The organism is Micromonospora sp. NPDC007230 (assembly GCF_042869115.1).
In the GTDB taxonomy this organism is placed as follows: domain Bacteria; phylum Actinomycetota; class Actinomycetes; order Mycobacteriales; family Micromonosporaceae; genus Micromonospora.
Genome location: NZ_JBIAFE010000016.1, coordinates 155951 through 174663, shown reverse-complemented (window position 1 = coordinate 174663; position 18713 = coordinate 155951). Strand labels below are relative to the sequence as shown.

Below are 18713 nucleotides of genomic sequence, written 5' to 3'. Positions count from 1 at the left end.
GGCCACGAGGAGCCGCACTGGGCGCAGGATTCCACCTCCACGCCCACGCGACCCCACCACGGTGGGAAACGATCCCGGAAACCCCATCCGACTCAAGATCGCTAAGCTGATCAGAGACGCTCGGCCGCTCCCGGTTGGTCGGCCGGAGCATCGCCGGCGAGCACCTGGCCGAGCGATATCAGCAGTTCCTGCTCATCGCGCTCGGGGAGTCGATCCTCACGATCGGCTTCACCCTCAGCGGCGACGCCGGCTTCACCCGGGAGCGCACCATCGGGTTCGCGCTGGCCATGCTGACCACCGTGCAGTTCTGGCGGATCTACTTCTTCCGGGCGGGACATCTGCTGCCGCTCGCCATCACCAGCGCCCGGGAACCGGTCCGGCTCGGCATCGCCGCCTCGTTCACCCACCTGGTCATGGTCGCCGGCATCATCCTCACCGGGGCGGGCTACGAGTTGTTCATCGACCACCCGCTTGGACACACCGTGCCGGCATGGCTCTTCGCCATCCTCGGCGGGCCCGCGCTGTTCCTCGTCGGCCGGGCCAGCTTCGAGTTCGAGGTGTTCAGCAGGATTTCCCGATCCTGGGTGGCCGGCCTGCTCGCCCTCGGACTACTCACCCCGGCGATGCTGTTCGCGCCGCCCCTGGCCGCAGGCGGCGTCGCCACCGCCGTGCTCTTCGGGGTCGTCGTCCTAGCCGAACTCCGCGCCCACGGCGAAGCACCCGAGAAGCCCACCCCACCGATCTGACCTGCGCCCGGCGTCGGGATGCCTTACCAGTACACCCTTCAACAGAAACCCCTTACCCGGTCGTGAAATCGGGTTTGCTGGACAGTGCCTACCCCGACCAACGGCCTGCGCCGGTTCACGGTAGAAGCGCAGGGAACGCATCGCTGACGTGGCCGCCGCCGATGTCACCGGCACCGATGCGCCACCTGGCCCCGCATGTCCCGCCCGACCCACCCGCCCGATCCCCCTGCCAACGAACCTGCTGCTCATCGAAAGGGCAACCGCAACGATGAACCCGAACTACGACTTCACCGGCCAGGTCGCCCTGGTCACCGGCGCCAGCTCCGGCATGGGCCTGGCCACCGCCCGCGCTTTCGCCGAGGCCGGCGCCGCGGTCGCCCTCGCCGACATCAACCTGGCCGCCGTCCAGACCGCCACCGAGACTCTGGCCGCCGCCGGTCACCGGGTGCTCGACGTGTCCTGCGACGTGACAGACGAGGCCAGCGTCGCCGCCGCCGTCCGCTCGACGGTCGAGGAGTTCGGCCGGCTCGACATGGCGTTCAACAACGCCGGCATTCAAGTTCCGCCCAGCGATGCCGCCGATGAGCCTGCCGAGGTCTTCGACCGGGTCAACGCCGTCAACCTGCGAGGCGTGTGGGCCTGCATGAAACACGAACTCGCCCAGATGCGCAGCCAAGGCAACGGCGCCATCGTCAACTGCTCCTCCCTCGGTGGGCTCGTGGGCCTGCCCGGCCGAGCCGCCTACCACGCCTCCAAGCACGGCGTGCTGGGCCTCACCCGCAGCGCCGCCCTCGAATACGCCCCGCGCGGTATCCGGATCAACGCGGTCTGCCCCGGGACCATCGCCACCCCGATGGTCACCAACATGATCGACAAGGGCGAGCTCGACCGCGCCGAGGCCATCGCCAACCAACCCATCAACCGGCTCGGCGAACCCGAAGAGATCGCCGCTGCGGTGTTGTGGCTGTGCAGCCCCGGTGCCAGCTTCATCATCGGCGTCGCACTTCCTGTCGACGGCGGCTACACCGCCCGCTGACATCGCGCCTCTGACCAGCCGACAGTGGCGAGATCGTCTGCCGGGCGGCCGTCAGAGGTGCCCTGCCAGTACGTCTCTCGACAGGGACTCCCTGCGTGCGGAGGAGGCAGGTTGGATAGCAGCGGACTGTCCACGGCCAGAACGGACGAGGCCTGACTGGAAGGGTTTCATCGCATGCGGATGAAGAATCTCAGGGCGGCGGCAGCGCTCGTGCTGACCCTTTCCCTCGCCGCGTGCGGTGCGCCTTCCACCGGCGAGGCCACTCCCACCGCCGCGCCGGGTTCCTCGTCAGCACCCCGGAGCAGCACAAGCATGTCACCGCCCAGCACCGATCAGGCCATTGTGGGCACGGTTGTCCGGTTCACCGCGGGCTCGGAGGCGGTGGACGTGACCATCAGTGAAGACAGCCCCGCCACCCGTGACTTCCTGAGCATGTTGCCACTCACCCTCACGCTCGAGGAATTCAATGGCCGCGAAAAGATCGCCGATCTTCCGCGAGCTTTGAGGTACGAGGGATCGCCAGGTTCAGACCCGAAGGACGGCGACCTCATCTACTTCATTCCGTGGGGCAACATCGGCTTCTACTACAACACCGCCGGCATCGGGTATTCCGATCAGACCCTCCACCTCGGCACGTACGACGCCGACGTCGAGGAACTCGAACGCCTCGAAGGCCAAGAGGCGACCGTAGCGATCGTGCGCTGAACCCAACACTCCGCCTTCCCCTCCTGATCGCAATCCAGTAGCCCAGGAGCGCCGGGACGCCGGGCCCGCACGGGCCCGGCGTCGTCGGGCGGGTCAGCCGGCTGCGGTCTGCCGAGCGAGCATCTTGACGTCCTCGGCGCGCCGGCGGCGCCAGCCGCGCCACAGGTTGCGGCCCCACATCGCCAGGCCGCCACCGTTGAGCAGCCCAGCCAGCACCGCCACTGTTGCGAAGTCGGCCGACGAGAACCGCGTCGGCTCTCCCATCGCCAGCAGCACGAACTGTTCGAGATAGACCCACAGCACCGGCAGGATCGTGAACACCAGGGCGAACAGTGAGAAGATCCGGCCGAACACCCAGATCGCTCCGTATACCCGCACCTTGCGCATTTCGTTGCGCGGGATACCCGCCTGCGAGACCACCTTGTCTCGGCGGAAGGTCAACCGCTTGATCCCGTTGGACAGGAACCGCTCGGTGTCCGACATCAGATTGCGGCAGTTCAGGGCAGTCGCGATCACGTAATAGATATCGGTCCGCAGGTAGAAGAAGAACTGGAATCCGATGCGCACCAGAAAGGTGAGCAGAGCCGCACTGGCCAGCAGGACCGACCAATTGGGCGCATCGAGGACGCCGTGCCGGGCGGCGAACAGGAACGCGACCAGCAGGGAGCTGAAGAACGCGTCCACGAAGAACCCGGCGAGGAATGCCTTGTACCGCGCGCGCTTCGATGCCATCCAGATGCCGCTGATGTCCGTCTGAGCGACCAGGATGTACATCAGGTTGCTGATGCCGAGGGTCGCCGACACACCCACGGAACGAGCCGCCAGCGCGTGCGCGAATTCGTGCAGCGACAGCCCGATCATCGCCAGCGTGACGCTGACCACGGTGAGCACCGCGAAGTTTCCGCCTGTGAACAGCAGCGCCCGCGCGCCGGGCAGCAGGCCCGGATCGCTGGCCGCCATCACCACGCCGGCCAGGATGACCGCGAGGCCCGGCACGATCACGGCAGGACCGGTGAGTCGGCGCGCGGTGGCGGGCGAGATCCAGTCGAAGCTCCACCGCTTGATCGCCTGATGCCCGTGCTCGTGGGCGGGTTCGGTGGCGGGGGCGGGCTCACCGCCGCGGGTGACGAAACCCTCGTCGGCCAGCACGGCGACGAAATCCTCGATGTCCGCGCTCTCGCCGTGCTTACGCTCGTAGATCCGGGCGGTCTCGGCGATGGTCCGGCCCTCGGCGAGCGCATGCAGAATGTCCAGCCCCTCGGCCGGAATGGCGAGATAGACCTTGCGGTCGGTGTCGCCGATGATGACCTCCGCGCCGTCAGTGGTCGAGACGAACGGGCGGACGGTGACGACGGAGTCAGCCGTGTTGACGGCCATGGGGTGATCCCTTCACTTCTGCGGTGCAGACGGCGCTCGGCGGGAACCGGGCGATTGCTCGCGCCGGTTCCCGCCGATCATCGGGCCTTGTCAGGCGGCGGACGGAACGCAGTCCGCGGCGGCGCTGGTCTTGATCGGCTCCAGCTTGCGAACAACAAGCTTCTTCATGGCTAACCTCCCTTACGAGTGAGCTGTTGCAAGGCATCTTCTACCGTTGCCCGCCCGGCAGTCTGCTCACTAATGAGCAGTCAATGCGCTGCGGTCGCAATCCACTCGGAAAGGCGCTCGTCGTGCACCGTCAAATGTGACCGAGGGGTGAAATCCACCATTTCCAGTTCGCGGAATCGCTTGAGGAACTGGCCGACTCGGGTCCGCGTGGTACCGACCATCTCGGACAGGTCCTCCTGGGTGAGGGCGATGTCCACCCGGGTGCCATACGGGCCGCGCCGGCCGAAGCGCTCGGCCAGATCCTGCAGGCGCACCGCGAGGCGCAGTTCGCTCGGCATCGTCACCATGTCCGCCACCACCTTCTGCTGGTGCTGCAGACGGATGCTGAGGTGACGTGCGAGCACGCCGGCGGAGCCTTCGGCGGTCAGCACGGCGGCGGCGCGCGCTGCCGGGATCCGCCGCAGCACGGTACGGGTCAACGCGATCGCGGACTCCAGCCGCTCCAGTCCGAGCAGGGCGGTCTCGCCGAACAGGTCACCCGCCAGGTGCACTGACAGCAGGCAGCGTTTGCCGCTCGCGGCTACCATCTGGGTTTTCACCTGGCCACGCTCGACGACGTAGACGTGGGCATCGGGTGATCCAGCACGGTAGATGTGATCGTTGCGGGAGAGCTCGATCAGCGAGGTCCCGGGCACTCGCCCGGTCAGCGCCCGGAGATCCGAGATGTTGAGTCTCGGCAGGGGCTCGGCTTGTGTCACGTCGGCTCACCTTCCGCCCGGCACAGCACACGTAGAGGAAACCACATCCTCGCCCATGGATACTAGCTAAGCCTGCTAAACACTAGAGAACACGAGGAGGCGGCCCGCCTGATCGTCGACCGGTTCTGTCTGCTCGGACACCGGCCCCGGAACTTGTGGAAACCCTTCCGGATGACGTAGGAAGGCTTGCACATACTCATACATACGACCTCGGGAGCGTCGCCGATGCGGCTGGGCATGCCTCTCAACTATCGCGCCGGCATCACCGACATCGCCGACGAGCTGGTCGACTTCGAGCAGGCGGGCCTGGACCTGGTGCTGGTGGCCGAGCTGTACACGTTCGACGCCGTCAGCCAGCTGGGGTTCATCGCCGGACGGACCCGGCGGCTGGGGATCGCCTCCGGGGTGATGCAGCTGTACACGCGCACCCCGACGCTGATCGCCACCACGGCCGCCGGGCTCGACCACGTCTCATCGGGCCGGTTCACCCTCGGCCTGGGCACCTCCGGCCCGCAGGTCATCGAGGGGTTCCACGGCGTGCCGTTCGACGCGCCCGTCGCCCGTACGCGCGAGGTGATCGACGTCTGCCGCCGGGTCTGGCGCCGGGAGCGGCTGGTCCACCAGGGCACCCACTACCGCATCCCGCTCCCCGCCCACGAGGGCACCGGCCTGGGCCGACCGCTCAAGCTGATCAACAAGCCGGTCCGGGAACGGATCCCGATCACCCTCGCCGCCATCGGGCCGCGCAACGTCGAGCTGGCCGCGGAGTTGGCGGAGGGCTGGCAGCCGGCCTTCTTCTACCCCGAGCGGTCCGCCGCGGTGTGGGGCGAGAGCCTCGCCCGCGGCGCCGGGCGGCGCGACCCGTCGCTCGGGCCGCTCGACGTGAACGTCAACGCCCTGCTGGCGATCGGCGACGACGTCACCCACCTGCGCCGGCTGGCCCGGCAGGAGCTGGCGCTCTATCTCGGGGGCATGGGCGCGGTGGGCGCGAACTTCTACAACACCCTCGCGGCGCGGTACGGGTTCGGCGCGGCGGCCCGCACCGTGCAGGAGTTGTACCTGGCCGGGCGACGAGACGCGGCGGCCGAGGCGGTGCCGGAGGAGTTGGTGGAGGGCACCTGCCTGATCGGGCCCGCCTCCTGGGTGGCCGAGCGGCTGGCCGCGTACCGAGAGGCGGGGGTGAGCACCCTCAACGTCACCCCGCTGGCCCGCACACACCGGGACCGGCTGCGCCTCGTCGAGCGGCTGCGCGACCTGCTCGCCGAGCCGTCTGCGACTGGCGACCCCCGTTGACCACGAACGACTGGCTACCCGCGTGCGCCCACGCGCCGTCGGCGCTCGGCCGTCAGGCGTCCGGGCCGAAGTAGCGCTGCCGCAGCGTCTCGCCCTTCCGGTAGGCGGTGCGGAACATGCCGCGCCGTTGCAGCTCCGGGACGAGCAGGTCGCAGATGTCGCCAAGGCCGTCCGAGGGGCTGCACGGGATCAGGTTGAAACCGTCGACGTCGGCGACCTCCAGCCACTGCTCCATCCGGTCGGCGATCTCCTCGGCCGTGCCGAACAGGGTCATCGGCGCGTCCCGGCGGGCCCGCCGGGGGCGGGACACCAGGTACCGCACGTCGCCGATGGTCCACGACCGCTCGGGGCTCAGCCCGCGCAGGAAGCCCAGGAACGACTGGCTGCCCTGGTTCTTCACCTCGTCGACCGGGGTTTCATCCGGATACGCGGCCAGGTCGATGTCCATCCAGCCGCACCACTTCGCCAGTTGCCCCTCCGGGCTCCACAGGTCGTGATACTGCGCCGCCTTGCGCTTCGCGTCCGCCCGGTCGGCGCCGACCATCACCATGGTGCCCTGTAGGGCGCGCACGCCGCGCGGGTCGCGTCCCGCGTCGGCCACCCGCTGGCGCAGCCGCCGGACCGTCTCGGCCCCGCTCTGGGGATCGGCCATGGTCAGGAAGATCACCTCCGCGTGCCGGGCGGCGAACGCCATCCCCCGGCCCGACGCGCCCGCCTGGTACAGCACGGGTGTGCGCTGCGGGGACGGCTCGCACTGGTGCGGCCCGCGTACGGTGAACCAGTCGCCCCGGTGGTCGATCGCGTGCACCCGCGACGGGTCGGTGAAGACGTCGGCGTCGGTGTCGCGGACTACCGCGCCGTCGTCCCAGCTGCGCTCCCAGAGCGCGCGGACCACCTCGAGGTACTCGTCGGCCCGGTCGTAGCGCAGGTCGTGGTCCAGATATTCGCCGAGCCCGTTGTCGGTGGCCGAGCGCAGATACGAGGTGACGATGTTCCAGCCGATCCGGCCCCGGGTGAGGTGGTCGAGCGTGGAGAACAGCCGGGCGCACTCGTACGGCTGGTGGTAGGTGGTGGAGTATGTGACCGCGAAGCCCAGGTCGGTGGTCGCCAGCGCCGCCGCGGCGACGACTGGCACCGGGTCGATCGAGGGGATCTGCACGGCGTGCCGGACCGCGGTCGCCCACGACCCCTGGTAGACGTCGTAGGTGCCGTGGATGTCGGCGAAGAACAGCGCGTCGACGCAGGCGGCCTCCAGCCGCCGGGCGACCGCCGCCCAGTAGTCCAGCGACCGGTAGCCGGTGCCGGTGGCGTCGCCGGGCGCGCGCCACATGCCGACGAACTGGGGCGACGGCGAGCATTCGGTGAACACGTTGAGATGCATGTTTCCCCCTTCGCGAGGGTCGCGCCGCCACCCGGCGCAAGGTGGCGACGCGACCGGTGACGCTGGTCAGGACCGGACCGAGCGATCCGGGCTCAGGCGTTCGATGGCCGCGAGCAGGTCGGCCGGCTCCGTTCGCTCCCAGTGGCGCGCGTACGCCGTTGCGAAGCGCAGCACGCCGTCGGTGTCGGCGAGGAACACCCCGGGCATCGTCATGCTGTTGCTGTCGTCGCCGTTGATCTTCGAGAAGTCCATCCCGAAGCTGCCCCACACGTCGAGCAGGTCCTGGTTCATCCTGTAGGTCAGGTTGAACCGCGCGGCGTAGACGTTGCCCCGGTCGCTGAGGATTCGGTACGAGAGATTGTTGCGGCGGATGGCCGCGCGCAGCATGGGCATCGTGACGGGCGAGATGGCCACCAGGTCGGCGCCGAGTTCCTTGATCCGCGGGTAGACCTCCTCCAGCGCCTCCAGCTCGAAGTTGCAGTAGTCGCACCAGACGCCCCGGTAGAAGACCACCGCGAGCGGCCCCCGGGACAACAGGTCTGCGGAGGAGATGAGCTCGCCGTTTTCGTCGGGCAGCTCGAAGGACGGGAACGGCGCGCCCACTTTCAGCACCCGGTCCTCGGCACCCGAGGCGGCCAGTGCGTGCGCCTCCCGGTAGATCACCTCGAGGTGGTCTGGTGTGATCGGTGGCACCTCGCCCGCCTCCTGGCGGGACTTGTACTCTCGCAGCCGTTCGTTGAGGGACATCGAGCTCTCCTCTCCGCTGGTCCGGCCCTGGATCTCAGGTCCAGCCCACAGGCATCGACTTGATGCCGTTGACAAAGTTGGACTCCAGTCGGACGACCGGGCCCGTGGTGGCAAGTCGAGGAAGGTGCGGGACGACGGCGTCGAGCAGCGCGGCCATCTCCATCCGCGCCAGGTGGGCGCCCAGGCAGAAGTGCGGGCCCATGCCGAAGCTGAGGTGCGGGTTGGGTGCCCGCTCCAGGTCCACCCGATGGGGGTCGGCGAAGACCGCGGCGTCGCGGTTGGCGGAGGCGTAGAACATGACGACCTTGTCGCCCTCGGCGATCTTTGTGCCGGCCAGGGTGGCGTCCCGGGTGGCGGTCCGGCGGAACTGCATGATCGGGGTCACCACCCGGAGGAACTCGTCGACGGCGGTGGCGGTGGGCAGCGGCGCGCCGAGCCAGCGCCGGCGTAGCGCTTCGTCGTGCAGCAGCAGGTGCAGGGCGCCGGAGATCAGGTGGCGGGTCGTCTCGTTGCCGGCGACCACCAGCAGCAGCCAGAACTGGCAGAACTCCCGGTCGGTCAGCCGCCGCCCGTCGACCTCGGCGGCGGCGAGCAGGCTGATCAGGTCGTCGCGGGGCGCGGCCCGCCGCCGTACGGCTACGGCCAGCGCGTATTGGAACGCCTCCGCGAACGTCTGCCGGTAGACCTCGACGTCGCCGCCGCCGTACTCCGGGTCGTCGAAGCCGACCAGGTTGTTGCTCCAGCGGTACAGCAGATGCCGGTCGCCGCGGGGCAGGCCCAGCAGGTCGGCGAGCACGAGCAGGGGCAGTTCCGCCGCCAGGTCGGTGACCGCGTCGAACGTGTCCCGCTGGCGCACGGCCTCGACGAGGTCCCGGGCGTGCCGGGTGACGGTGTCGGCGAGCGAGCGCACGGCGCGCGGGGTGAACACCGAGGTCACCAGGCGGCGGATCCGCCCGTGCTGCGGGGCGTCCATGTTCACCAGCAGCTGCCGCATGAATTCCAGGTCCGCCGGGGTGCGCGGGTCGTGCAGGAACGCCCCGCGCAGCGCGGAGGAGAACACCTCGGGCTGCCGGGACACCTCCACGACCGCCTGGTGGGTCGTCGCCGCCCAGAACCCGGCACCCCGCTGCTGGATGCGGCCGGCCGAGCTGTGCCGCCACAGCGCCGGCTCCGGCACCCACCCGACCGGCTCCTCGCGGCGGCGCCGGTCGAACTCCTCGTGCGGCACCCCGCCGGCGTAGGTCGCGGGGTGGGCGATGTCGACCGGGGCCGACCGCGTGGCTGGCATGTCCTTCAGCGCTCCCATCGGTCGTCCCCGCAGAGCGTGCGCAACTGGTCGAGGCGGACCTTGCCGGTCGGCTCGCGGGGGACGGCGTCGACCGACCGCCAGCAGCGGGGCACCTTGAACCCGGCCAGGTGGCGCCGGCAGTGGGCGTCGAGCGCCGACCAGGACCGTTGACCGCCGCCCGGTTTCCACTCGACGACGGCGGCCACCCGCTCGCCGTACTCGTCGTCGGGGACGCCGAGCACGACGGCGTCGTGAACGTCCGGGTGCCGCAGCAGTATCTGCTCGACCTCGGCCGGGTAGACGTTCACGCCCCCGGAAACGATCATGTTCTGGGCGCGGCCGGTGAGGTACAGGTAGCCGTCGTCGTCGAGGTGCCCCACCTCGCCGTACGTGAACACCCCCGGCGCGAGGTGCGCGGCGCGCGTCTTCTCCGCGGCGTTGTGGTAGCGGAAGCCGCGGCCGGGCCGGCGGATGAAGATCCGGCCCCGCTGGTGCGGGCCGAGCTCGCGGCCGTCGTCGTCGACGACGAGGATCTGGTTCGGCGGCACGGCCCGCCCGACGCTGCCGGGGTGGGCGAGCCAGTCGGCCGAGTCGATGAGGGTGACCACTCCCCCCTCGGTGGCCGCGTAATATTCGACCAGCACCGGGCCCCACCAGTCGATCATGCGGCGCTTGACGTCGGGCGGGCAGGCGCCCCCGCCGTGCCAGATCCGGCGCAGGCTGGCTCCCGAGAAGCCGGCCCGGCTGGCCTCGTCGAGGCGCAGCATCCGCACGAACTGGGTCGGCACGAGATGACACTCGGTGATCCGCTCGGCGTCGATGGCGGCCAGCGTCGCGACAGGGTCGAACCGTTCCCGCAGCACCAGTGCGGCCCCGTTGAGCAGCGGCAGCAGCGCGAAGAACAGCTGGGCGGAGTGGTACCAGGGCCCGACCAGCAGGACCCGGCCATCGGTGGGCACGCCGAGCGTGCCGGTGGCGTAGTCCAGCAGGCGGGTGGCCCGCTCGAACGGCGCCCCGGTGACGAACAGCCCGTTCAGCACGCCCTTGGGTCGTCCGGTCGTGCCCGACGTATAGATCATCAGCTGCCCGCACTTCTGCGCCAGCGGTGGGGCGTGCGGGTCGAGCGCCGCGAGCGCCGGCTCCGCCGCGGCAAGGCCGTACGCGTCGCGGTCGCCGGTGACCAGTGCTCGCACGGTGCCCGCCTCGGCCGCCGCCTTGGCGCCCACCTCTGCCCGGGGCGGGTCGACCAGGAGCAGCCGGGCGCCGGAGTCCTGCAGCAGGTACGTCACCTCCGGCGCGGTGAGGTGCCAGTTCAGCGGAACTGCGGTAACGCCCGCGTGCAGGCAGGCCAGCAGCGCCTCCACGGCCTCCCGGCGGTTGCCGAGCATCAGCGCGACCGCGTCGCCGGCGGCGACCCCTACCCCGGCGAGCAGGCCCGTCCACCGGTTGACCCGGCGGGCCAGCCCGTCCCAGCTGAGGGCACCGGCCTCGTCGGCGAGCGCCGGCGCGTCGGGGGCGGCGGCGACGCGGGCGGCGAGCAGGGCGGGCGGTAGCTCCACGCGCGGCATCCTCAGTCCAGCAGGTCCGGGTGGCGGCGCAGGACACCCTCGTACAGCGGCTTGAAGTTGTACCGGCCGATGCCGGGCGAGCCGATCACCTCGCGGGTCCGCTCGGCCTCCTCGTGGTCGATGAGCACCGGCTTGCCGGCGGCCTCGGCGGTGAGCTGCACCTGGCAGGACCGTTCCATGGCGACGAACCACCAGGCGGCCTCCTCCACGGTCCCGCCCACGGTCAGCAGGCCGTGGTTGCGCAGGATCGCGGCCTTGGCCGGGCCCAGCGCGTCGGCGAGGCGCTTGCCCTCGCGCTCGTCGAGCACCACCCCGCTGTAGTCGTCGAAGAGGGCGTGGTCGCCGTAGAAGGCGCAGGCGTCCTGCGTGATCGGGTCGAGCAGGCGGCCCAGGGTGGCGAACGCCCGGCCGTACACCGAGTGGGTGTGCACGGCGCAGATGACGTCGGGCCGCGCGGCGTGCACCGCCGAGTGGATGACGAACCCGGCGGGGTTGATCCGCCCGTTGCCGGCGAGCACCTGCCCGTCGCTGTCGACGAGCAGCAGGTCCTTGACTTTGACGTGGCCGAAGTACATGCCGAACGGATTGATCCAGAAGCAGTCGGGCCGTTCGGGGTCGCGGGCGGTGATGTGCCCGCCGGCGCCCTCGTCGTAGCCGAGTTCGGCGAACAACCGCAGCGTCGCGGCCAGCCGTTGCATGCGCTGCTGCCGGATGGCCTGTGTGTCGAGGGGAAACATCATCCACACCCGCCCGTCGTGTCGGTGTCGTAGCCGCCGGAGGTCACGATGGCCTCCGCCCGGTCAGGAAGCCCCGCGTCGTCCGTCCCGGCGCGAACGGGAATGGGGGGCGCGTCGGGCCGCCACAGCCGCAGGAACCCGTCGAGGCGGTCCAGTCCCCAGAACCGGTGCCGCCCCCACTTCAGGTACGGGATCCCGAAGACGTCGTCGAGGTAGGCGCGTTCGAGGCAGGCCGCGCCCTCCGCCCGCAGCTGTGGGTCGTCGACCGCGTCCGTGACGACCTCCGGGTCCAGGCCGCTGCGCTCGGCGCACCCGGCCACCACCTTCGGCTCGCAGATGTTCTCGCCGCGTTCCCATCGGGCGGCGACCACCTCGTCGTAGAACGCCTCCGCGCGGCCCGCGCGGCGGGCCGCCAGCCAGCCCAGGTGCGGCACCTCCCAGTGCGGGTCGACGTCGATCGGCCACGCCATCGGCACGCCTTCGCCCTGCACCAGCCGTTTCGTGTCCATCAGCAGATAGAGGTGCTTGGCCCGGCTCATCTGCACGTAGTGGAACTCCGCGCCGCGCTCGTCGAGGGCGGCACAGGTGCGCGCGTCGGGGTCCCAGTAAGGGAACCAGTCCAGCTCCGTGAAGGCCTGGGGCACCGCTGCGCGCAGCCGGCGGATGGTGAGCCAGCTGTACGGGCTGCGGAAGGAGAAGAAGAGCCGCGGGCGGGCGGGCGGGCGGGTCACGGATGCCCCCCGGTGAGGATCGCGCACACCTCGGCGTCGAGCCGGGCGAGCTGACCGGCGTTCGGTCCCCGGCTGATCGCGTACCCGTGCAGGATGCTTGCCGTGGCGACCAGCACCAGCCGGTCGTCGCGCTGGACGTAGCAGTCCATCCGGCCGCTGAACATCATCGACCGCAGCACGTCGTCGACCTGGAAGACGGTGTGCACCGTCTCCTCCATGTGGGCCGGCTCGGCCAGGCGTACCCGGGCCCGCGACACCACCGGGATCCACGCGCGTTCCCGCAGCATGCGTCCGACGGAGATGCCCCGGTCGGCGAGGAACCGGTCGACGACCTCCTCCAGGGCGCGCACGAAGCCGGAGTGCTGCACTCGGTCGGAGAAGTGACAGTAGAAGTACGGCGCCCGCCAGGACCACAGGAAGGCCGCCGAGCCGGCCGGGGTCAGCACGGAGACGGGGTCGGCGCCGGCCGGCAGTGGTAGCTCCGCGCGCAGGCCGGTCGCCGCGCCGAGTCCCGGGGCCTCCCATGTCGCGATGGCGGCCGGGGCGGGCCGGTGCACCGGCGCGTCGGTCTCGGGTACCAGGGCGACCGTGACGTGTCCCCGTAGCACCACGACGTCCTGCCCGTCACGGCTCACCGACAGTTGCACCCGCAGCCGGTTCCCGGTGCCGGCGACCACCTCCGCGCGGACCTCGTCGTCCACCTCCAGCACGGCGGGCAGCTGCACCGAGCAGTCGATGATCTCGGTGCCGAGGCCGTGCTCGTGGAAGAGCGCGCGGGCGCCGTGACCCTGGTCGAGCAGCCACTGCAGGACCGCCTCCTCTACCAGGTACATGAAGTGTTTGAAACCGATCCAGGTGCGGATGTTGGCGCCTTCGTAGCGCGGCCGGGCGGACAGGACGCTCGGGGTGGGCGGGTGCGGGGCGAGGGTTGTCACGTGGCTGCTCCTTTGGGATGACCGGTGACGACGGGGATCGCGTCGACGAAGGCCCGCAGGCGGGACGCGACATCCTCGGGCTGGCGGGCGTAGCAGAAGTGGTCGTAGCCGTCGCCGACCGACAGCGATGCGTGCGGCATGCCGTCGGCGAGGGTCCGTGCGGCCGCCGGGGACAGGGTCGGGTCGGACCCGCCGGCGAGCACCAGCACCCGGGCCGTCACCCGGTCCAGCCGCAGTGACGCGCTGGCGCAGAACTGGTCGAACACGGTCAGGAAGCCGGCGGGGCCGACCCGGTCGACCGCCTTGGCGATCATCAGGTCCACCACCTCGGCCTCCATGGCTCGCAGCCGCTTGCCGAGTCGGCTGCGCAGCGAGTCGTGGATGTGCCGTTCGAAGGCCCGTCGGGCGCGTTCGAACACCCGCCAGGTCACGGCGACGTCCGGCGGCCGGTACAGCGGGCAGATCAGCATGACGGTGTCGGGCACCCGTTGGTCGCGGACGCAGAGCAGTTCGAGCAGGGCGTTGGCGCCGAAGGAGTGGGCCACGAGGAGGTCCGGGCGCCGGCCCAGCCGGTCGAGGCCGTCGGCCAGCCACTGGGCGGAGGGGCGGCGCCGCCACTGGTAGTCGTTGCCGGGCCGCCACGGCAGGTCGAGGGCGACCGGGGACCACGCGGGCGGCAGTGCGTGGCTCAACGGCAGCCAGCTCTCCCAGGAGTCCTCCAGCCCGTGGACGAAGGCCACGAGCGGGCCGCCCGGCGTGGGCCGGCGCAGTTCCCGTACGGCCGGCGTCGTCACGGCTGCCTCCCGGTTGTGGTGGCCGGGGTGAGCAGGGCGCTACGCCAGCCGTCGTCGTCGCCGCCGCAGAGCACCGCGACGCCGTCCGCGCCCTCGGCGACGAGCCGCGCGGCCAGCGCCGTCTGGAGCACTCCCTGCGCGCCGTAGCAGTCGCCCCACGCGGCCGCGGGGTCGAGGTGGCCGGGGCCGACCACGACCCGGGGCCCGGCCGGCCACGGGGGTACGTCCGCGCGGCGGCGGACGGCCGGCCCGACCGTCAGGGTGGCCAGCGGGGCGGCGGCCCGCGCGGCGGGTTCGAGGACCACGCAGGCGGCCCCGGCGCGCAGCGGCGGCGCGGCGGTGCCGGCGGCGGGGCCCCGGCGCACCGCGACGGCGGTCTCGTCGTCGGGTTCCGCGCCGACGACCAGCACTCGGTCGGCCCGGCCGGCACGCAGGAGCAGGGCGCCCAGGGCGAGCGCGTCCAGGCCGGCGGTCTCGCCGGAGCAGACCATCAGGTTCGGCCCGCCGAGCCGGAACCACAGCGCGACACTGCTGGCGATGACGTTGCTGGACGCGTTGGGCGCCGCCATCGGGCTGACCCCCCGGCTGCCCTCGCGGGCGACGGCGCGGGTCACGTCGATGACCGTGCCGACGTTGCCGAGGTTGCTGGCGGCCACGACAGCGGTGCCGGGGTCGAGGGTGGCATCGGGGCGGACGCCGTCGGGCAGGCCCAGGGCGCGGTGCACGGCGCACAGCGCGAGCCGGGTGGCCGGCTCCTTGTACAGCAACCCCTTGCGGCCGAGCAGGGTGTGCGCGCGATCGGACGGGCAGGCGGGGTCCACCGGCGGCAGGCCGGCGACGGCCGCGCCGAGTGCCGAGGTCGCGCCGACGCGCCCGCCAGGTGAGGTCGGCGCCGCAGCGCACGGCGTGGTCGTGGACGCCGGCGGCGCGGGCAGGTGAATGCTCCAGGAGGTGACCGCGACGGCGGTGGCCGGGGTGGATCGCGGTGCGGCGCCGACGGCGAGCGGGGCCGGCGCCGCACCGGCGGCCGGCGGGGCCGGCGTGCCGGTCACGGCGCCTCCACCAGGGTCACCGCGTTCACGCCGCCGAAGCCGAAGGCGTTGACCTGGGCCAGGGTGACGCCGCGGCGGGCGCGGACGTCCCGGACGAAGGTGAGCCCGTCGCCCTCGGGCAGGGGGTCCACCAGCCCGACGACCGGCGGCACCATGCCGCTCGCCAGGCACCGCAGCGCCACGTCGAGGTTGGCCAGGGCGGCGGCGCCCGACAGGTGGCCGACGGCCCCCTTGACGGCGGTGATCAGGGGCGCTCCGGGCCGGGGCAGGCACCGCAGCAGCGCGGCGCACTCCGTGGGGTCGTTCAGGGCCGTGCCGGTGCCGTGGGCCACCACCAGGTCCACCTGTTCCGGGCCGCGGCCGCTGCGCGCCCAGGCGTCGCGCATCGCCCGGCAGATGCCGTCCAGATCGGGAGCTGTCTCGTGCACGGCGTCGCAAGACAGCCCGGTGGCGAGCAGCCGGCCGACGGCCGGCCCGGTCCAGTCCTCGGGGACCACGACGAGCGCGGCGGCGCCCTCTCCGAGCAGCACGCCGGTGCGGTCGCGGTCGAACGGGCGGACCTGGGCGGTGGGCGTCGGGGCGACCTTGCCGATCATCGCGAGCATGGAGGCGGTCATCGTGTCGGCGGCGCCGACGACGACCGCGTCGGCCTCGCCGGCGTCGACCAGGTCCTGGGCGAGCGCGAGGGCGTGCCCGCCCGCGCTGCACGCGTTGGCGATGGTCACCACCTCGGCCAGGCCGGGCGCGGCGTCCCGGACGGCGGGCCCGAAGTGCAGGCGGGACGGGGCCGTGGCGGCGCCGGTGAGCGCCAACTCCTCGACCGCGGCGAGTTCCCGCAGCCCGGTGCCGACGAGCGCCACCACCCGGCCCCGCCGAGGGTCGACGGCTGCCCGCGCCAGCGCCTCGGCGACGCACTCCCGCAGCCAGGCGCCGGCCCGCAGCGCCGCCCCGGGGGCGGGCTCGTCGATCTGGTAGCCGGCCGTCACGTTGAGCCGGCCGGCCAGCGGGTGTCGCAGCTCGCGCACCCCCGTACGGCCGTCCAGCAGCGCTGCGAAGGTGCGCGCACCGTCGCCGAGACAGGTGCGCAGGCTGCTCGCCGCGATCAGCGCCGGCACGGGCTACCGCCGGACCAGGGCGGCGCCGACGCCGCCGTCGGTGCCCTGGGCCGTGAGCAGGACCAGGCCGGACGGGAGCCGGTCGCCGTGGCCGGGCAGCCGCAGCGCGACGGCCAGGGCGAGGGCGGGAGTGGCGGCCCCGCAGTCCCCCGCCGCCCGGCTGACGACAAGGTCGGCGGGCCGGTGCCCGCCGAGCGCCCGCAACGCGGCAGCGCGCTGCGGGCGGCGGCCGGAAACGGTGGTCTCGTTGGTGACCAGGAGAGTGACGTCGGTCGGGGCAGTTCCCGCGACGTGCAGGGCACGGGCGACACAATCGGTGAGCGCCTGCTCCGCCGTGCCGTCGGGGCCGTACCCGGTCGCCACGGCGCAAACCGCGGCGCGCCCGGCGGAGCCGGCGTCGCTGCCGATCACGAACACGCCGGAGCCCTCGCCCGCGGCGACCTCGCCGCCCGCCGGGCTCAGCGCGGATGCCCAGGCCCGGTGCGCCGAGAACTCCTCCACCGCGCCGACGAGCATGGTGTCGACGTAGCCGCGGCGGATGGCGTTGCCGGCGTATCGCAGGGCGTTGAAGAAGGCCAGCGGCCCGCCGGTGACCGTGGCGTTGATCCCCTTGAGCCCGTGTCGGATGGCCGCCTGGCCGGCGGCGCAGTTCATCACGGTGTTGGGGAACAGCATCGGGTTGACCAGGTACGGCTTGTCCTGGACAAGGGTCTCGCGGGTGTAGTCGCTGGTGGACTTCAGGCTGCCGACGGTCGTGCCCAGCACCACGCCGACGCGGGCCCGGTTGGTGTCGTCCACCGTCAGCCCGCTGTCGGCGAGGGCGTCGCCGCAGGCCACCACGGCCAGGGCGGTGGCCCGGTCGTAGAAGCTCGTGCCGCGCCGGCCGAGCCGTGCCCGCACGTCGAAGTCGGTGAGGGCGTGGCCCTCGGCGCGCGGCAGCGGTTCGGTGACGATCCCGCCGACGGGAACGCCCGGATGGCGTTCCCCGGCGAGGGCGGCGACCCGTCGAGCGAGCGCCTCCGGTCGGTCACCGGCGGCGCTCAGCGCCGCGAGGCCGTTGATGGTCAGCGGGGTCATCGGGCGGCTCCGAGCAGCACGATCGCGTTGTTCCCGCCGAAGGCGAACCCGTTGTTCTGCACGAGCCGGACGGTGGCCGGCCTGGCCATGTTCGGCACGGGATCGATGTCGGCCAGCTGCGGGTCCGGGTGCGACCAGTTGATCGTGGGGGGCAGGAAGCCCTGGTCGATCGCCAGGGCGGAGGCGATCGCGCCGAACCCGCTGGCGGCACCCATGGTGTGCCCGATCATCGACTTGATCGAGCTCATGGGCGGCGGTTTCGGCCCGAACACCGCCAGCACGGCCTGCGCCTCGACCAGGTCGTTGGCCGGGGTGCCGGTGCCGTGGGCGCAGATGTAGTCGACCTGGTCCGGGGTGACGCCGGCGTTGCGGTGGGCGATGCGGATGCACTCGGCGATGCTGTCCCGGTCCGGAGCCACCGGATGGTTGGCGTCGCAGTTGAGGCCGTAGCCGAGCACCTCCGCATAGATGTGCGCGCCCCGCGCCTCGGCATGCTCCCGCGTCTCCAACGCCAGCACCGCGCCGCCCTCGCCGGTGAGGATGCCGGAGCGATCCCGGTCGAACGGCGAGCAGGCGCTCTCGGTGAGGGCGCCGAGCCGGTAGAACCCGGCGTGCGCCCAGCGGCAGACCGAGTCGGCGCCGCCGGCGAACACCACGTCCGCCTCGCCGGTGACGAGCAGGTCGTAGGCGTACCCGATGGCGTAGTTGCTGGCGGAGCAGGCGGTGGCGAGAGTCAGCGACTCGCCGCGCAGGCCCAGCTCCTCACTGACCGCGTGGGCCAGTCGGCCGGCGGGCAGTTGCTCGACGAGTTGCGCCGGCACCGCGTCGAAGCCCGCCTCGACGAGCCGCGCGGTGAACGCCTCGACGACGACGGACTCCCCGCTGGTGGTGCCGATCACGGCGTGCGCCCGGCCCCGGTCCACCGTGTCCAGGTCCAGTTTGGCGTCGTCCGCCGCGAGCCGTGCGGCGGCCGCCGCGAACTGGCTGGACCGGCCCCACCGTTCGGGCGGCAGCCGGTGCAGCCAGGCGGCGGGGTCGAAGTCGCGGACCTCACCGCCGTTGCGGTGCGGGAACCCGGACGGGTCGAAGCTGGTGATCCGGGAAATGCCGGACCGGCCCGCCCGCAGGGCCGCGCCGAACGCGGTCACTCCCGTTCCGATGCTCGACACCGGGCCGAGGCCCGTCACGACCACGCGCCGCACCGT

18 protein-coding genes are annotated in these 18713 nt (G+C 72.0%); 4 read left to right on the top strand and 14 right to left on the bottom strand.

Annotated elements, in window-relative coordinates; translation table 11 throughout:
- The first annotated feature begins 134 nt into the window (after nt 1-134).
- The 3 genes from ACFYML_RS22830 (at nt 135) to ACFYML_RS22820 (ending at nt 2487) form a co-directional block, all read left to right on the top strand.
- Nucleotides 135-746, top strand: coding sequence for a low temperature requirement protein A (locus tag ACFYML_RS22830; RefSeq protein WP_387422576.1), 612 nt, complete (start codon nt 135-137; stop codon nt 744-746).
- A gap of 268 nt (nt 747-1014) precedes the next feature.
- Nucleotides 1015-1782: a glucose 1-dehydrogenase gene (locus ACFYML_RS22825; RefSeq protein WP_387422574.1), complete on the top strand. Its 768-nt coding sequence runs from the start codon at nt 1015-1017 to the stop codon at nt 1780-1782.
- A gap of 174 nt (nt 1783-1956) precedes the next feature.
- Nucleotides 1957-2487 carry a cyclophilin-like fold protein gene (locus ACFYML_RS22820; RefSeq protein WP_387422573.1) on the top strand — a complete coding sequence of 177 codons (531 nt, stop codon included), beginning with the start codon at nt 1957-1959 and terminating at the stop codon, nt 2485-2487.
- A 93-nt stretch (nt 2488-2580) separates the two neighbouring features.
- On the opposite strand, the gene ACFYML_RS22815 is transcribed toward ACFYML_RS22820, so the two are convergent.
- Both ACFYML_RS22815 and ACFYML_RS22810 read right to left on the bottom strand, forming a co-directional pair.
- Nucleotides 2581-3864, bottom strand: coding sequence for a hypothetical protein (locus tag ACFYML_RS22815; protein WP_387278564.1), 1284 nt, complete (start codon nt 3862-3864; stop codon nt 2581-2583).
- A gap of 248 nt (nt 3865-4112) precedes the next feature.
- Entirely contained in the window at nt 4113-4790 is a 678-nt protein-coding gene (locus ACFYML_RS22810; protein ID WP_387422572.1) for a Crp/Fnr family transcriptional regulator, read from the bottom strand.
- A 225-nt stretch (nt 4791-5015) separates the two neighbouring features.
- On the opposite strand from ACFYML_RS22810, the gene ACFYML_RS22805 reads away from it, so the two are divergent.
- Nucleotides 5016-6083: an LLM class F420-dependent oxidoreductase gene (locus tag ACFYML_RS22805; protein WP_387422571.1), complete on the top strand. Its 1068-nt coding sequence runs from the start codon at nt 5016-5018 to the stop codon at nt 6081-6083.
- Between the two features lie 52 nt (nt 6084-6135).
- Here the strand turns inward: ACFYML_RS22805 and ACFYML_RS22800 are convergent, their stop codons facing one another.
- From ACFYML_RS22800 to ACFYML_RS22745, 12 genes are all read right to left on the bottom strand, one after another.
- Complete coding sequence (locus ACFYML_RS22800; RefSeq protein ID WP_387422570.1) at nt 6136-7464, bottom strand: NtaA/DmoA family FMN-dependent monooxygenase; 1329 nt, start codon at nt 7462-7464, stop codon at nt 6136-6138.
- Nucleotides 7465-7530: 66 nt separating this feature from the next.
- The gene (locus ACFYML_RS22795; protein ID WP_387422569.1) at nt 7531-8211 is read right to left on the bottom strand and encodes a peroxiredoxin-like family protein; all 681 of its coding nucleotides are present in this window, start codon (nt 8209-8211) and stop codon (nt 7531-7533) included.
- A gap of 34 nt (nt 8212-8245) precedes the next feature.
- The gene (locus ACFYML_RS22790) at nt 8246-9499 is read right to left on the bottom strand and encodes a cytochrome P450 (RefSeq protein ID WP_387422568.1); all 1254 of its coding nucleotides are present in this window, start codon (nt 9497-9499) and stop codon (nt 8246-8248) included.
- 5 nt (nt 9500-9504) lie between these two features.
- Entirely contained in the window at nt 9505-11067 is a 1563-nt protein-coding gene (locus tag ACFYML_RS22785) for an AMP-binding protein (protein WP_387422567.1), read from the bottom strand.
- A gap of 2 nt (nt 11068-11069) precedes the next feature.
- Nucleotides 11070-11804, bottom strand: a complete 735-nt coding sequence (locus tag ACFYML_RS22780) for a class II aldolase/adducin family protein (protein ID WP_387422566.1) — start codon at nt 11802-11804, stop codon at nt 11070-11072.
- Nucleotides 11804-12535 carry a 2-hydroxychromene-2-carboxylate isomerase gene (locus ACFYML_RS22775; protein WP_387422565.1) on the bottom strand — a complete coding sequence of 244 codons (732 nt, stop codon included), beginning with the start codon at nt 12533-12535 and terminating at the stop codon, nt 11804-11806. The genes ACFYML_RS22780 and ACFYML_RS22775 overlap by 1 nt, the downstream gene beginning before the upstream one ends.
- Nucleotides 12532-13470, bottom strand: coding sequence for a thioesterase family protein (locus tag ACFYML_RS22770; protein WP_387422564.1), 939 nt, complete (start codon nt 13468-13470; stop codon nt 12532-12534). Before ACFYML_RS22770 ends, ACFYML_RS22775 begins: the two co-directional genes overlap by 4 nt.
- Nucleotides 13467-14264, bottom strand: coding sequence for an alpha/beta fold hydrolase (locus ACFYML_RS22765; RefSeq protein ID WP_387422563.1), 798 nt, complete (start codon nt 14262-14264; stop codon nt 13467-13469). The genes ACFYML_RS22770 and ACFYML_RS22765 overlap by 4 nt, the downstream gene beginning before the upstream one ends.
- Nucleotides 14261-15316: a beta-ketoacyl synthase N-terminal-like domain-containing protein gene (locus tag ACFYML_RS22760; RefSeq protein ID WP_387422562.1), complete on the bottom strand. Its 1056-nt coding sequence runs from the start codon at nt 15314-15316 to the stop codon at nt 14261-14263. The genes ACFYML_RS22765 and ACFYML_RS22760 overlap by 4 nt, the downstream gene beginning before the upstream one ends.
- Nucleotides 15313-16431, bottom strand: a complete 1119-nt coding sequence (locus ACFYML_RS22755) for a beta-ketoacyl synthase N-terminal-like domain-containing protein (protein ID WP_387422561.1) — start codon at nt 16429-16431, stop codon at nt 15313-15315. Before ACFYML_RS22755 ends, ACFYML_RS22760 begins: the two co-directional genes overlap by 4 nt.
- Before the next feature lie 3 nt (nt 16432-16434).
- Nucleotides 16435-17508: a beta-ketoacyl synthase N-terminal-like domain-containing protein gene (locus ACFYML_RS22750; protein WP_387422560.1), complete on the bottom strand. Its 1074-nt coding sequence runs from the start codon at nt 17506-17508 to the stop codon at nt 16435-16437.
- Entirely contained in the window at nt 17505-18710 is a 1206-nt protein-coding gene (locus tag ACFYML_RS22745) for a beta-ketoacyl-[acyl-carrier-protein] synthase family protein (RefSeq protein WP_387422559.1), read from the bottom strand. Before ACFYML_RS22745 ends, ACFYML_RS22750 begins: the two co-directional genes overlap by 4 nt.
- Between the last annotated feature and the right edge of the window lie 3 nt (nt 18711-18713).

Coding starts and splice junctions, on each gene's coding strand:
- ACFYML_RS22825 (WP_387422574.1), top strand. CDS start 1,015: ATGAACCCGAACTACGACTTCACCGGCCAGGTCGCCCTGGTCACCGGC.
- ACFYML_RS22820 (WP_387422573.1), top strand. CDS start 1,957: ATGCGGATGAAGAATCTCAGGGCGGCGGCAGCGCTCGTGCTGACCCTT.
- ACFYML_RS22815 (WP_387278564.1), bottom strand. CDS start 3,864: ATGGCCGTCAACACGGCTGACTCCGTCGTCACCGTCCGCCCGTTCGTC.
- ACFYML_RS22805 (WP_387422571.1), top strand. CDS start 5,016: ATGCGGCTGGGCATGCCTCTCAACTATCGCGCCGGCATCACCGACATC.
- ACFYML_RS22800 (WP_387422570.1), bottom strand. CDS start 7,464: ATGCATCTCAACGTGTTCACCGAATGCTCGCCGTCGCCCCAGTTCGTC.
- ACFYML_RS22795 (WP_387422569.1), bottom strand. CDS start 8,211: ATGTCCCTCAACGAACGGCTGCGAGAGTACAAGTCCCGCCAGGAGGCG.
- ACFYML_RS22790 (WP_387422568.1), bottom strand. CDS start 9,499: ATGCCAGCCACGCGGTCGGCCCCGGTCGACATCGCCCACCCCGCGACC.
- ACFYML_RS22785 (WP_387422567.1), bottom strand. CDS start 11,067: ATGCCGCGCGTGGAGCTACCGCCCGCCCTGCTCGCCGCCCGCGTCGCC.
- ACFYML_RS22780 (WP_387422566.1), bottom strand. CDS start 11,804: ATGTTTCCCCTCGACACACAGGCCATCCGGCAGCAGCGCATGCAACGG.
- ACFYML_RS22750 (WP_387422560.1), bottom strand. CDS start 17,508: ATGACCCCGCTGACCATCAACGGCCTCGCGGCGCTGAGCGCCGCCGGT.